Below are 14507 nucleotides of genomic sequence, written 5' to 3'. Positions count from 1 at the left end.
TTTTTTTCCATAAAAAAAACACACCGAAATGGGTGTGCTTTTTGTCCGCATAAATGCTTACACTTATTATCTTTCTTGTATGTATAACTCCCATGCCTCATCAAAAATAGACATACTTGCCAGTAATCCACTTAATTCTAAATAAGAACTAATTGCATCATAATCCTCTGATTGCTTTGGAAAACTTAAATCTTCATACATCGCTTCAGCTAAGTCGGATATTTTATTTTGTTTTAAAGAAGCACGATGCTTCATCATATAATGGTAAAATGACTTTTTCAAACATATTCCCTACCTTTCTAACTTGGCTACATTATACAAGGGAGGAAAGAAAAAAACCAGCATAATTGCTGGTTAAAAGTCAAAATAATTTCGTTTTAATAGACGCGGGCGTTCCATTAACTCTTCATACGTAACTTGTTTTGGTAAGTCTTTCGTATAAATAAGAAACAATTGATCTTCAATTTCTTTTACAATATGATCTGGCTGATAGTCAATTCCACATGCTGAACATGTAATGCAAGGCGTCTTTTGAATTTCAATTGCCTTTGTTCCATCTGGTAATTCCCAGTATACTGTATTTATACTTTCTTTCGCTTCTGCACTGTCACACCAGACACACTTCATACCGCGTCATCCTCAGGCTTTTTATCTTCTTCCAACTTCTTCATTTGCGCTTGATATTTTTTATCTTTCAATTGATCACGTTTATCACGCTTATCTTTCAGTGAAGCATGTGTTTCATTTGTTTCATAATCTTTCCGGCGGTTCATGCGCTGCAGGTCATCTGGAACAAGATTAAACTTCTTATCGCTCATTAATCCCGCTACACCAATGTCAGAACGCTTTTCTTCGTATGTTGGATAAATTTCCTTAAAGTAGCCTTCTGCTCTACCTGGCACATAATTTTCTGGCTCTGGATACGTTGTGATAACGCCTTCAAAGTTACGAAGAACAACTTTATCCGCACTTTGCGAAATTAAATAGTTTGGCTGAAGCGCAATTTTCCCACCTCCGCCTGGTGCATCAACAACAAATGTTGGCACTGCATAACCAGACGTATGTCCGCGTAATCCTTCAATAATTTCAAGCCCTTTAGAAACTGGGGCACGGAAATGACCGATACCTTCGGATAAATCACATTGATAAATATAGTACGGGCGAACACGAATTTTTACTAAATCGTGCATCAGTTTTTTCATAATTGGGACACTGTCATTAATGCCAGCTAAAATAACCGCTTGGTTTCCAATTGGAACACCTGCATTTGCAAGCATTTCACAAGCTAGTTTTGATTCTTCTGTAATTTCAATTGAAGTGTTAAAGTGTGTATTTAACCACACTGGGTGATATTTTTTAATAATATTGCATAGGTTTTCTGTAATACGTTGTGGAAACACAACTGGGGCTCTCGTTCCGATGCGGATAATTTCCACATGCGGAATTGCTCGTAAGTTCTTTAAAACATATTCTAAAATCGTATCATTAATTAGAAGACCATCACCACCAGAGATTAAAACATCACGCACCTGTGGTGTTTCACGAATATACGAAATTGCATCGTCTAATTGTTTTTTCGGTACGCCCATTCCAATCTGTCCACTAAAACGACGTCTTGTACAGTATCTACAATACATTGAACATTGGTTCGTTACTAAAAATAATACGCGGTCAGGATAACGATGTGTTAAGCCAGGAACTGGTGAATCTTCATCTTCATGGAGCGGGTCTTCTAAATCATATTTTGTTTTATATAATTCTTCCGAAATCGGTACAGATTGCATCCGAATCGGACAGCGCGGATCATCTGGATTCATAAGAGAAGCATAGTACGGTGTAATATTTAACGGAATCGTTTTCGTTGAAATTTTAACACCTGCTTCTTCTTCCGGTGTTAAATTGATAACTTTCTTCAAATCATCTAACGTTTTAATCGTATTCGTTAATTGCCAAACCCAATCATTCCATTGCTCATCAGTTACATTTTCCCATAACTCAATCTCTTTCCAATGACGACTTGGTTTATATACATCGTGTAACATTGCCATTCCCCCTTTTGTACGCTCATCCTTTATATAAGCAAACTCTGTGCCAACTTTATCTTTCTATATATAACAAATGCAGAAAAACCTCCGTATATAAGGAAGGTGTCCGTCAAAAAATATTTTTCTTGGAGATTATCAGCATGATAAAGAGGAGCATTTCACTACTTCTTATATATGTAACCGCTCTTTTATTGGTGCAAACACACAAAAACCGCCAATTATTCGGCGGTTTTGTCATACTTATTCAATTTATACTGTAGTGTCTGCCTTGGAATTCCTAGTAATTTAGCAGCTTGTAGGATATTTCCTTTTGTCTCCGTCATCGCTCGATCAATAAATTCTTGTTCTGTTTGATGCAATGCTTCACGCAGTGGTATAATTGCTTTCTTTTTTGGAGCTGATACCTTTCGAAATGTACTTGGTAAACAAGCTACCGTTAACGAATTTCCTTCTGCAACAATCATAGCGTGTTCAATTGTATGTTTCAGTTCTCTTACATTGCCAGGCCAATGGTACTGCATGAGCCGTTCTTTTGTTTCACTATCTATATGCAGAACATGTTTTTTATATTCTTTATTATAACCCTTTAAAAAATAAGGGGCCAACAGTAATACATCTTCTTTCCGTTCACGAAGCGGTGGAATATATAACGAAAATACATTTAGCCGATAATATAAATCGGTTCGGATTTTATTTTCACGTAAACATATCTCTGGTGGCTGATTCATCGCAGTAATTACACGAACATCAACCTTTCGTGTCTTACTATCACCAATGCGGCGAATCACCCCATCTTCTAACGCGCGTAGCATCTTTGCTTGCAGGTCAAGGGGCATCGAATTTAATTCATCTAAAAATAATGTCCCGCCATCTGCAAGCTCAAATAATCCTGCACGTTCAATCGCCCCTGTGTAACTTCCTTTTGTCGTACCAAACAACAAGCTCTCTAAAAGAGACTCTGGCAGCGCTGCACAGTTTTGTGCAATAAACGGTTTATTTTTCCGCTTCGAAGCCTCATGAATCGCTTGTACAAATAGTTCTTTCCCTGTTCCAGTTTCCCCATATATCAATACATTTGCATCTGTAGGGGCTACTTTTTGCGCCAATTCTTTTGTTTGTAAAAAACGTGAGTCATTCGTCACGATTGTATTAAACGCGACATGTTTTTTCGCCGTTTTCTTACTGGATGAACGCTTCATTTGTGATTGCAAATCAACAATTGTATCCGTTAATTTTTGAATCGTTGAATAATCTTTGGCGATTTCAACAGCTCCCGCAATTTTTCCTTCTATTAAAATAGGTAACGTCGTATTTACAGTACAAACATCTTCACCGTTTAAATTTTGATAACGTTGTACTTGATGTAAAATTGGCTTCTTTGTATCTAATACGTTCATAAGTGTACTTGTCTCTCTTGATAAAGAAGGGAATGCCTCTAATAAGTGTTTACCTAGTACATGTTCTATTTTTGATCCATCATGTTTTGCAGCAACTGTATTATAAAAAATAGTAATTCCATTCTCATCCACTGCATGAATGGCTTCATCAATACTGCCCAAAATCGCTTCAATGACTTCTTGTGTAGAAACTGCCAGCAATGTCATCCCCCCTCTTGCCGAAAATCCAGCAAATTACATGCCGAATTTTCGGCATCTCTGCATGCGATTGTAAGCACTTTCATACCAAACTCTCTTTTTCATAAGATAGAATCTTCTTTACACACGGTATTACTATGCATTATATAAATCCATTTTGATTTTTCGACATATAGCCGCGGCTATGGATAACAAAAGGTGACCTGCACTCGTTTTCTCTCTTTGTTTTCACCATGTCTGGGGCAGGAAAAGGATCTAACCGCTTCTATGCATGGCCGGATGCTCTCTCCCACCTAAAAAGAAGGGGTTTATGTCGGTTTTTTAATTTGTATTTATATAGATTTTGATAAATCTTTTACCCACACATTCATATCTTCTAACTTATCAAAAATATAGCAATTATTTGCGAGCCTACCTGTATATGTATACCCAAGCTGATGAAAAGCTGCATTCATACCAAACGAAAGAGCACGAGCAATTGTGTAAGAACAAAAAATGGAGCGTCCTTGCAGCTCTTCTTCTAATTTAGTGAGTAAACTTTTCATAAAACCATGTGTTCGGTATTCAGGAAGGGTTGCACAATTTGTTAGTTCAGCATTTCCTTCTTTCACGTTCATCTCTGCAGAAGCAGTACTAATAATATGTCCTTCTGATTCATACACGTAATAAATCGTATCCTCTTGCATTGTTTTTACAATATAGTCTTTTTCATTTAACGGCGTTGGATAAATTTCAAACACTTTCCCAAATACACTCGCAAGCTCTTCTGCATCTTCCTCTGTCGCTTTTCGCAATACGAACCTCTCTGGAATATGTTTTTCTTTCACTTCTTTTGCTTTCACACCGCTAACGGCACTATCTTCATTCGCCCATTGTACACTGTTTCGTCGCTCGTCATTGCGATATTTCACCATAAAATACGCATCATGACCTTGAAAATAATGAGGAATAGTTGCTTCTAATAAAAAACCAAAAGAGAGCCATGTCGAAACATGCTCTCCCTTTCCTTTTATAATACATTTGGTGAAAGAATGTTTCTCTGCTAATTCTTCTATTTTTTGTACAATACTTTGTACATTCCCAGTATAATGATCTACCCTGATACGCTTATTAAAATAATCTAAAGCCCCTTCTACTGTATATTGGTTCGTCTGTTCTGCAAATTCTTCATAATATTTCATTTCTTCACCTCACACCAGTCTAGTAATGTACATGCAATAATTTTTGCTGCAGCAATCATTTTATCAACTTCAATGTACTCATTTGGATAATGAGCAACTTTCGTTTCACCTGGTCCAAAAACAATTGTTGGTACGCCTATGATTTGTGTAAATAAGCCTCCATCAGTTCCCCAAGGTGACGCTTCAACAATTGGCTTTCTCCCTTCAATTTCAACAAAATTATCTTGTAATGTTGAAATAAGTGCGTGATTCTCATCCAATTCGCCAGGTACCCACCTTGCTCCAAACCATTCCACTTCTACTGGGTGTTCCTCAAACCATGGGTCTACTGTCTTTAATTGTAGCATCCAATTTTCAAACTCTTCTTTAGCCGCCTCTATAGTCTCATTCGGCGCAACTCCGCATCTTCCTTCTAAAATTAATGAATCCGGAACAGAACTCGGCCAGCTGCCTCCTTCAATTCTCCCGATATTAATCGGAATTGGGATTGGAATTCCTTTATATAATGGATCCGTAATTCGAGCGTTTCTCTTTTCTTCTAGCTTGCTTACATGATCAACGACAAACATACTTTTCTCAATTGCACTAACACCTTCATAACGTGTACCACCATGTGCTGCCTTTCCTTTCACATGCAAGCGAAACCACATAGAACCTTGTTGTTTCGGGAAAAATTTCATATTTGTCGGTTCTGGAATAATAACTCCATCTGCCTTGTAGCCTCGTAAAATCGCCGCAAGCGTTCCAGCACCGCCGCTTTCTTCTTCTATAACACTTTGAAAATGAACATCTCCTTTTAATGAGATGTCCAGTTCCACAATCGCTTCCATCGCCAGCATAAGTGCAACGTTGCCGCCCTTCATATCCGTTGTACCCCGGCCGTATATACGATTCCCTATCTTTTCACCACTATATGGATGATGTTCCCACTGATTCACATCACCTTCTGGCACAACATCAATATGCCCGTTTAAAATCATCGATTTTCCATCGCCGCTCCCTTTTAACGTAGCAACAATGTTCGGGCTATCAGAAAAATTGGTTCTCGGTGAAACAAAGCAAGGATGATCTTTCATTTTCGTAAAAGATGGCTCCCAAATATCAAGGTCTAAACCTAATTCACGTAGTTTTTCAATGACAATGGCTTGTGCACCACTTTCATCCCCAGATACACTCTTTTCTTGGATTAATCTCTTTAGTAGCTTCACACTTTCTACTTCATGACTTTCAATATAATCACATACTTGTTTTTTTAATTGCTCCATATTTTGCAACTCCTCTCAGTCAATTACTAGTAAAGAAGAACTTACACGGAAAGATGCCTCCGTATGTTGTTTTACATCTTCTACTGTATAAGGACTCATTAACTCTTGAAGTACTAAACCTTCAGGTGTTACTTCCATTACAGCCATATCTGTAATAATGACATCCACACATTTTTTTGATGTTAAAGGCAGTGTACATGCTGAAACAATTTTTGCATTTCCATATTTATCAACGTGATTCATTACAACGACAACACGCTTTGCTTTTTGCGCTAAGTCCATCGCTCCGCCAATACCAGGAACTCGTTTTCCGGGAACAATCCAGTTCGCTAAGTCACCATGCTCGCTCACTTGCAAAGAACCAAGTATCGTTAAATCTAGTAAACCTTTCCGAATGATCCCAAACGCTGTACAGCTATCAAAATAGCTTGCTCCTGTAATAAGAGACGTCGGTAATCCCGCCGCATTACATAAGTTTTCATCTTCACTTCCTTTATTCGGTGTTGGTCCCATACCAACGATACCATTTTCCGCATGAAACATAACATGCATATCCTCTGGTAAGTGATTCGGAACAAGGGATGGAATACCAATTCCTAGATTGACAATCATCCCATTTTGAATTTCTTTTGCGGCCCGTTTCGCAATCTTATCTCGTATTTCTACTCCCATACCCATTTCCAATTCACCCCTTCTGATTGCACGATATAATCTACAAAAACTCCTGGAACAACAATTTCTTCCGGATCTAAACTTCCAAGCGGTACAATTTCTTCTGCTTCAACAATCGTGACGTCTCCAGCCATAGCAACATGAGGATTCATATTGCGCGCGCTTTTATCAAACACAAGGTTTCCAAACGGATCTGCCTTTTTTGCATATACAATTGCCACTTCTGCTGTTAAAGCTGTCTCTACTAAAAATGTTTTCCCGTTCATTTCAACTGTTTGTTTTCCTTCTTCCACAATGGTATCGACCCCGACATCAACAAGTATTCCACCTAAACCAACTCCTCCAGCACGAATCCGTTCTGCTAACGTGCCTTGCGGAGAAAATTCAATATGTAATCTCCCCTCGTTTAACTGTCTTCCTGCATTCGGATTTGAACCGATATGTGATGTAATAAGTGATTTCACTCGTTCATTTGTCACAAGACGCCCAATCCCTACGTCCGGAAAACCTGTATCATTTCCAATTAAGTGTAAACCACTAATCTCTTTTTCTACAATTGCCTGTATCAATGATGGCGGAGATCCAATGCCACCAAATCCACCAAACATTAACGTCATATCATCATGAAAATACGACATAATTTCTTCTACTGCTTTTAATTTACCGAATGTATTTGTAACAGTTTTCATGCGATACTATGCCCCCCTTTTTGCATCATCTCTTCTACACTTTTCGTAAAAATAGAAAGTAATTCATCTAACTCCGAATATGTAGTTGTCAGCGGAGGTGCGACAAGCAGTGCACTATCCTCTTTCCCCGCTTGGCCTGATACGGCTTGATATAAAAGAAGCCCATTTTTTGACGCAACCGAAATGAGTTCAGATGCTTTTGTAAACGGTTGCAATTCTACTCCAATCAGGAATCCTTTTCCCCGCACATCGGCAATAATTGTCGATTGTTGTTGAACTTTTTGTAATCCTTTTATTAAATACTCCCCTTTTTCTGCCGTTTTCTCTGGTAAATGATGCTTCTCCATATATTCAATAACCGCTAAAGCTGTTGCGGCAGACAGTGGATTCGCACTTAGTGTATGCCCACTCATCACAGACCGAGATCCACGTAAAATCGGCTCCATCACACGGTCACTTACAATAGTTGCCGCCATCGGAGTATAGCCAGCGCCTAGCCCTTTGCCAAGCGTCATTATATCAGGTTCCACCCCCCAGTGATCCATGGCAAACCAAGAACCAGTGCGCCCTAAACCCGTCATTACTTCATCCGCAATAAATAGAATATCGTAATGACTGCATATATCTTTAATGACTTTATAGTAATCTTTTGGCGGCACAATCGCTCCGCCAGCTGCTCCAATAATTGGCTCTGCAATAAAAGCTGCAATATGTTCGGCACCAATTCGTTCAATTGCCCGTTCTAATTCTGTCGCACAAGAAAGCTGACATGTCGGATATACTTTTTGCACAGGACAACGGAAACAATACGGAGCTGGAACAGTTGGATAATCTTCCAAAATAGAAACAAATCGTTGCCGGCGAAGTGGATGCCCAGACATCGATAAAGCCCCCATCGTAATGCCATGATAACTCATCCAGCGCGATAAAATTTTGTGTTTCCCTTGAATGCCACGCTCTTGAAAATGTTGAATTGCAATTTTCATAGCCGTTTCATTCGCTTCTGTACCACTATTCACGAAAAAACTCCAGTTCAAATCTCCTGTAGTTAAATCACTCAACTTCTTTGCCAAATTCTCAGCTGGCTCACTCGTAAACTGTGAGCGATAGACAAAGGCAATCTCCTCCGCCTGCCTTTTGATCACATCCGCAATCTCCGTTACACCATGGCCAATACCTGCCGTAATCGCGCCAGACGAACCATCAAAATATTTATTTCCATTTTGGTCATATAAATACACACCTTTTCCATGTGAAATCATTGGATACGGCTGACCAACAAGTGGCTTAATTAAGTAATCGCGCATAGCGCTCCCCCATTTCTCCAATTTGTATATATATATGAAGAAAATTGACGTTTCTTTCATAAAAAAGAATTCTCTGCAGATACAGTGAATCTATGAAAAAACTATTATAAAATATACAAATAAGTGCTAAAAACCAAAATTTAAAAAGGAAAATTTAGAAATAAAAACTTAAACTGAATCTCCTCTTCTTTCAAACAATCCTCCTCTCCATCATAAATGAACTCTAAACAAAAAAAGACGATTCTTTTTCCTAACATAATATCAGCCTCTCTAAATTGCTGATAGTGAGTAAACTTCGACGAAACTCCCGTCAATTCCCTTCCTATTTATCCACTTTATCCGTCATATTTTTAAACAAAATTAGACAAATTTCTCACAAAGTAAAACTCCTATGATCGAGTGACCATAGAAATTTTACTTTCAAATATTTGTTTTTAGACCCTCTATATCTATTTATTGCCATGAATTGGATATGATTGTGTCACATTGCACAATCATATTTTTCTCGTACATCAGATGATCGAATGATTTAATATCCCACGAATTATGTTAATTCTCTATGCGAGATTGTATCTCTTACACAGCACCTTCATTCTCCCAACACCTGCAAGAAAAAAATCACATGGTTTCTATTCTTTTTATCCCTTTTTACAACCATGTCATTTCTTTCAGTTTGTGAAACATCCATGAGAAAAAGAAAGAACCGATTAACTATAATTAACCAGTTCAGCATGACGCTCTTTTTCAATTATTAACCCACCCAGCAAGCCCCAATAATAATTAGCAAAATAAACAATACAACTATTAACGCAAATCCAGAACCAAAACCACCCCCCCCGCCGTATCCACCATACCCGTAACCACAATCACTACCAGAATATCCGTAACCCCACATGGTTTGTTCCACTCCCTACATCTCTTGAAATTGGTTTACATTTATAAAATATGTAGGACAACTATCACTTTGTATGTGTGTTTGCCTAGAAATAAAAAAATCCCTAGCTATGCTAGAGATTTTGAAAAAGTGGAACTGGAATATGTGTGAAATTCGTAACATCAAATAAGTCATTTTGATATTCGGAATAACTGGTAAAAATAAAAAAGATAATGTTAAAAACGGATTAAATGTAGTATTCGAACTAATACTTTGTAAACCTATATTGATTTTTGTTATTTGTTTATAAACCAATTCCGAACATTGTTCTAATATTAATCCTGCAATGTTCAGTGATATTTCTGCAAGCACTTCACCATTATTGATTATTACCATGCCGCCCTGTACCCTTTGAATCGTTTCAATTGCAGTTAACATGTCATCATCATTTGTTCCGACAGCGATTAAATTATGTGAATCGTGCGCTACCGTTGTTGCGATGGCGCCAGTCTGAAAACCAAAGCCCTTTACAATTCCAACTCCAATTGTATAAATCTATTTTGATTTTTCGACATATAAGCCGCAGCTATGGATGGCCGGATGCTCTCTCCCACCTAAAAAGAAGGATTTTATGTCGGTTTTTTAATTGTATTTATATATTATACGAGATGTTTTCAGATTAATTTTTTAATAGTTTAACGCTTTACTTTTGGAAAAGTAAGTTTTTTTGCATAACCCCTTTTCACATATGCATATAGTTGTAGTGATGGGAAAGGAGGAATTTATTTGTCTCAGTCTGAAATTGAAAAATATGGACAAGAAGCTGCCATGTACGAACAGCTTGCGCACTATTATAAATATAGTAATCCGCAAAAATATATGGAATTATATATTAAGCATCACCATGCAATTACTAAGCTTGCACATGCTTATGAAGAACGTGTCTCACAAGAAGCAACACAACCATCCTACGTGAGGATTTTTCACGCATCTCCTCATACACGACCAGTTGATATTTTAATTAACGGACAAAAAGTAGTGAAAAACATTTCGTTTAAACAATATAGCCCCTACTTATCTTTAACGCAAGGACAATATCGTGTTGACATCATACCTGTTGATAGTGAAACATCGATATTTTCAGCACTTGTTCCCATGATGGGAAATCATTCTTATACACTTGCAGCGATTGGTAATGATACACAAATGCAATTGTTACCGATTCTTGATAACACTCCTCTACAATCGGGTCAAGCCAAGATAAGATTTGTACACCTGTCGTCCGATACACCAGCTGTTTCTGTTTCATTAAAGAATGGCGATCATTTATTTGAAAATGTCCCATTTAAAAAAACTACAGACTACTTACAAGTAAGTCCTGGAACAGCTGATATTGATATTTCACTAGCTGATACCAAAAAAGTACTTGCAACCATTCCAAGTCTAAAAGTTGAACCAAATACAATTTATACAATTACAGTAATCGGCTATTCTAATCAATCACCAAAATTAGAAGCGTTAGTTCTGACAAACTAAAGAAAGTCTACACCTTAACGGAAGGTGTAGACTTTCTTCATCTTCATTTTTGAAAAGACATATGAAATTCTGTCCATTCTGAATTAGATCGGCACATGATAGATCCATTATGCTTTTCAACAATTTGTTTACACACAAATAAACCAATTCCTGTTCCTAATTTTTTAGTAGTGACGAATGGTTCGAAAATCGTTTCAATACTTTCTGGAGGAATCATTGGTCCATTATTTTTAATTTTAATATGAATGAGTTCTTCATCTTCACATGCATCGATAATAATTTTACGACTTTCTTTCACCACTTCTAGGGCATCAATTGAGTTCATTAAAACATTTAAAAAAACTTGTCTTACTTCACTACGATATCCAACAAATGGTATAGGGTGCGGTAAGTTTTTTTCAATAGAAACATTTGTATTTACTAAACTCGGATATAAGAAATGAATAATATCCTGAAACAAATCATTTAGCCAAAAATGTTCTGATTCATTCCACATTTCTTTTTTTGAAACAAGTAAAAATTGCGAAATACGAAAGTTTAATTGATCCAGTTCATGTGAAATGATATCCAAATAAGACAAATTGGGATGATCCGCTTTTAATAATTTAACAAATCCCATAATTGACGTTAATGGATTTCTAAACTCATGAACGAAACTAGCTGACATTTGGCCTAAAATCGTTAATCTTTCTTTATGTGTTTCATTGATATATTGTTGTTTTTCTTCTAAATTTCTCGATATAATTTCCGAATACTTTAAAACCGTATAATAAATTAATTTGTCAAAGAAAGTATGTATTTGTGTCATAATTGGTTTTAATTCACGAGCACTAACATCTAATTCGCACATTGCTTCAAATAATTCATTTCTTCCTACATTCGCGTTATAGACAAAATCTCCAATGTTCGCATCTGCCCCTGCACGTTCGATTGCAATTTTCTCGCATAGCGGTTGTAGGTGGGCTATATCCTTTTCCCCCATAGTAAGTTCAATGATTAGTTCTAATAAATTCTCTCCATTCTGAGCGATTTCTTGCTTAAATGGATCTTTTTCGGAAACTATCATTTTGTTTTTCCAGTTCTCTACGAATTGGTGCCCATTGTTTTTCAAGTGCGAACAAAATACTTCTTTAATATCCTTATCGATTGGAAAAACCCCCATTCCCTCCATATCCATGCGACAAACACCATCTATATTTTGAATATTAACACAAAAAAGATGTTTCGTTAAGATGTTTTTGTCACATTTTGTTAATTTATGTTGATAAAATTAATTTTAATACAGTATGTGAAATTATTATTTTGCATCCTTTTTATTTCTTGCGTACAATAGAAGAAGGAAAGGTGTGAAAAATATGGCAAATAAAAATGTGGAAGATTATCTACAGGAAGGCATTCATGGCCAAAAACAAAACAAACCAGAAGAACGTAATATGTTTTTAAGTACATTGCGTGAACGTGTAGAAGTCGCTTTAACAATCGGTCAAGTGATGAAAAGCAATACTTATACAGAAGTAGCAAATAGCATGCGCCCTTCTCAATCCTTACACTTATATGTAAATGGCAGCATCACTTACTCACATTTATCAAAATACATTAAATTAGCAAATGAAAAACAAGTACCATTTACAATTGTTCAAAATAAAGGTATCCATACACCGATTGGTTTAGTTCTTGCACATAGTGTAGCGGTAGATAAAGAACAAATATATGTCGAAGATGCTATTTATAAACAAGAAATGAATTAAAGTACAAAAAGCGTACACCTAATTTCGAACCAGGTGTACGTTTTTATCGTTATTTTTTAATACAAACAAGTTTCATCTCTGTCATTTCTTCAATTGCATATTTAATTCCTTCACGGCCCGTACCGCTTTCTTTTACACCACCGTAAGGCATATGATCAACTCGGAACGTTGGAATGTCATTAATCATCACGCCACCTACTTCTAATTCATCAATCGCCCGCATTGCTTTCATTAAATCATTTGTAAACACACCGGCTTGCAAGCCATAGCGTGAGTTATTTACCTTTTCTAACGCTTCATCAAATGTTCGAAATGCATTTACAGTAACAACTGGTCCAAACACTTCCTGACACTGCACAGAAACGTGATCTGGAACATTTGTTAATACAGTAGGTTCAAAAATACGTGCATCGCGTTTTTTACCACCATACACAACTTTCGCTCCCTCTTTCACTGCTTCTTGTACCCACGTATCAATACGATCCACATCACCTTTTGAAATAAGGGCAGAAACGTCTGTCTCTTCATCAAGCGGATCCCCCACTACTACTTTATCCATTGCCTTTGTTAATTTTTCAACGAATTCTTCTATTTTATTTTCATGGACAAATACGCGTTGTACAGAAATACAAACTTGTCCGTTATTAACGAATGCTCCCCATTTCACACGTTCGATGATTTCATCCGTTAATTCTACATTTTCATCAATGACAACTGCAGCGTTTGAACCGAGTTCTAATGTAACACGTTTTAATCCAGCCTTGGCTTTAATACCAATGCCAACTTGCGGACTTCCTGTGAACGTAATAGAAGCAACACGGTCATCTTTTACCAATGCTTCTCCAACAATCGAGCCACGCCCCGATACAATATTGAAGGCACCTTTTGGCAAACCAGCTTCTTCAAATAATTCAACAAGTGCATAGGAAGATAGCGGTGTTTGATCAGCTGGTTTTAATACAATCGTGTTACCAGCCGCAATTGCAGGACCTACTTTATGTGCAACTAAGTTCAGTGGAAAATTGAACGGAGTAATCGCTCCAATTACACCGATTGGTTTACGAACTGTATACGCAATACGTCCAGCCGCTCCTGGTGCTGCATCTAATGGCAATGTCTCCCCATAAATACGCTTTGCCTCTTCCGCTGCAAACTTATATGTTTGCACCGTACGATCGACTTCTCCTCTCGCTGCACGAATAGGTTTCGCAGCTTCTTTCGCTATAATTTGAGCAAATTCTTCTCTACGTTCGTCCATTTTTTTAGCAACTATTTCTAAAATAGACGCCCTGTCAAATGCAGACAACGCTGCCATTTCTTTCGTTGCCTTCTTTGCTGCAGCAATAGCTTCCCGGGCTTCCTTTTCTGTTCCCTGTGCAATTTCTGCCAGCACTTCCTCCGAATATGGTGCATGCAACGTCTTATACGCTGGTGCCTCTTGCCATACTCCATTTATGTATAAATCCTTCTTCATTTTCTTTCCCCTCTCTCATTTTTGCACTACTTACAAACTTTCATGAAGCAATTTCTAATCCCTTCAATGATACACATATTCTTTTTTTATAAAGTGAAACTTTGATCAGTGGGGGTTTTCT

General features: G+C 37.3%; 15 protein-coding genes. 2 read left to right on the top strand and 13 right to left on the bottom strand.

Features of this window, described 5'->3' with window-relative positions; all coding sequences use genetic code 11:
* Window positions 1-66 precede the first annotated feature (66 nt).
* The 11 genes from QUF99_RS14780 to QUF99_RS28540 form a co-directional block, all read right to left on the bottom strand.
* Window positions 67-282 (bottom strand): YozE family protein, encoded by a 216-nt coding sequence (locus QUF99_RS14780; RefSeq protein ID WP_289370989.1) that lies wholly within the window; start codon window positions 280-282, stop codon window positions 67-69.
* A gap of 72 nt (window positions 283-354) precedes the next feature.
* Window positions 355-627: a YokU family protein gene (locus QUF99_RS14775; RefSeq protein WP_289370987.1), complete on the bottom strand. Its 273-nt coding sequence runs from the start codon at window positions 625-627 to the stop codon at window positions 355-357.
* Window positions 624-2042 carry a lysine 2,3-aminomutase gene (kamA, locus tag QUF99_RS14770; RefSeq protein WP_289370986.1) on the bottom strand — a complete coding sequence of 473 codons (1419 nt, stop codon included), beginning with the start codon at window positions 2040-2042 and terminating at the stop codon, window positions 624-626. Before kamA ends, QUF99_RS14775 begins: the two co-directional genes overlap by 4 nt.
* A gap of 221 nt (window positions 2043-2263) precedes the next feature.
* Window positions 2264-3649 (bottom strand): sigma-54 interaction domain-containing protein, encoded by a 1386-nt coding sequence (locus tag QUF99_RS14765; protein WP_289370985.1) that lies wholly within the window; start codon window positions 3647-3649, stop codon window positions 2264-2266.
* A 323-nt stretch (window positions 3650-3972) separates the two neighbouring features.
* Entirely contained in the window at window positions 3973-4821 is an 849-nt protein-coding gene (ablB, locus tag QUF99_RS14760) for a putative beta-lysine N-acetyltransferase (RefSeq protein WP_289370984.1), read from the bottom strand.
* Window positions 4818-6086 (bottom strand): peptidase, encoded by a 1269-nt coding sequence (locus QUF99_RS14755; protein ID WP_289370983.1) that lies wholly within the window; start codon window positions 6084-6086, stop codon window positions 4818-4820. The genes ablB and QUF99_RS14755 overlap by 4 nt, the downstream gene beginning before the upstream one ends.
* A gap of 15 nt (window positions 6087-6101) precedes the next feature.
* Window positions 6102-6764, bottom strand: coding sequence for a CoA transferase subunit B (locus QUF99_RS14750; protein ID WP_289370982.1), 663 nt, complete (start codon window positions 6762-6764; stop codon window positions 6102-6104).
* Window positions 6749-7447, bottom strand: a complete 699-nt coding sequence (locus tag QUF99_RS14745) for a 3-oxoacid CoA-transferase subunit A (protein ID WP_289370980.1) — start codon at window positions 7445-7447, stop codon at window positions 6749-6751. Before QUF99_RS14745 ends, QUF99_RS14750 begins: the two co-directional genes overlap by 16 nt.
* A complete protein-coding gene (locus QUF99_RS14740) occupies window positions 7444-8754 on the bottom strand; it encodes an aspartate aminotransferase family protein (protein WP_289370978.1) in 1311 nt (436 codons plus the stop codon). Before QUF99_RS14740 ends, QUF99_RS14745 begins: the two co-directional genes overlap by 4 nt.
* A gap of 751 nt (window positions 8755-9505) precedes the next feature.
* Window positions 9506-9649: a YjcZ family sporulation protein gene (locus QUF99_RS14735; protein ID WP_289370977.1), complete on the bottom strand. Its 144-nt coding sequence runs from the start codon at window positions 9647-9649 to the stop codon at window positions 9506-9508.
* 15 nt (window positions 9650-9664) lie between these two features.
* Window positions 9665-10129, bottom strand: coding sequence for an adenine deaminase C-terminal domain-containing protein (locus QUF99_RS28540; RefSeq protein WP_483298633.1), 465 nt, complete (start codon window positions 10127-10129; stop codon window positions 9665-9667).
* 285 nt (window positions 10130-10414) lie between these two features.
* On the opposite strand from QUF99_RS28540, the gene QUF99_RS14730 reads away from it, so the two are divergent.
* Entirely contained in the window at window positions 10415-11164 is a 750-nt protein-coding gene (locus QUF99_RS14730; RefSeq protein ID WP_289370976.1) for a DUF4397 domain-containing protein, read from the top strand.
* A gap of 43 nt (window positions 11165-11207) precedes the next feature.
* Here QUF99_RS14730 and QUF99_RS14725 read toward each other — a convergent pair whose 3' ends face one another.
* Window positions 11208-12341: a BA2291 family sporulation histidine kinase gene (locus QUF99_RS14725; RefSeq protein WP_353958400.1), complete on the bottom strand. Its 1134-nt coding sequence runs from the start codon at window positions 12339-12341 to the stop codon at window positions 11208-11210.
* Between the two features lie 178 nt (window positions 12342-12519).
* Here QUF99_RS14725 and QUF99_RS14720 point away from each other — a divergent pair, with 178 nt between their 5' ends.
* Entirely contained in the window at window positions 12520-12912 is a 393-nt protein-coding gene (locus QUF99_RS14720) for a YueI family protein (protein ID WP_289370975.1), read from the top strand.
* A 49-nt stretch (window positions 12913-12961) separates the two neighbouring features.
* Here the strand turns inward: QUF99_RS14720 and QUF99_RS14715 are convergent, their stop codons facing one another.
* On the bottom strand, window positions 12962-14386 hold the full coding sequence (locus QUF99_RS14715) for an aldehyde dehydrogenase family protein (RefSeq protein WP_289370974.1): 1425 nt from the start codon (window positions 14384-14386) through the stop codon (window positions 12962-12964).
* Window positions 14387-14507: the final 121 nt, after the last annotated feature.

This window comes from Bacillus sp. DX4.1, from assembly GCF_030348195.1.
Classification (GTDB): Bacteria; Bacillota; Bacilli; order Bacillales; family Bacillaceae_G; genus Bacillus_A.
This window is presented reverse-complemented; position numbering and strand designations above follow the sequence as displayed.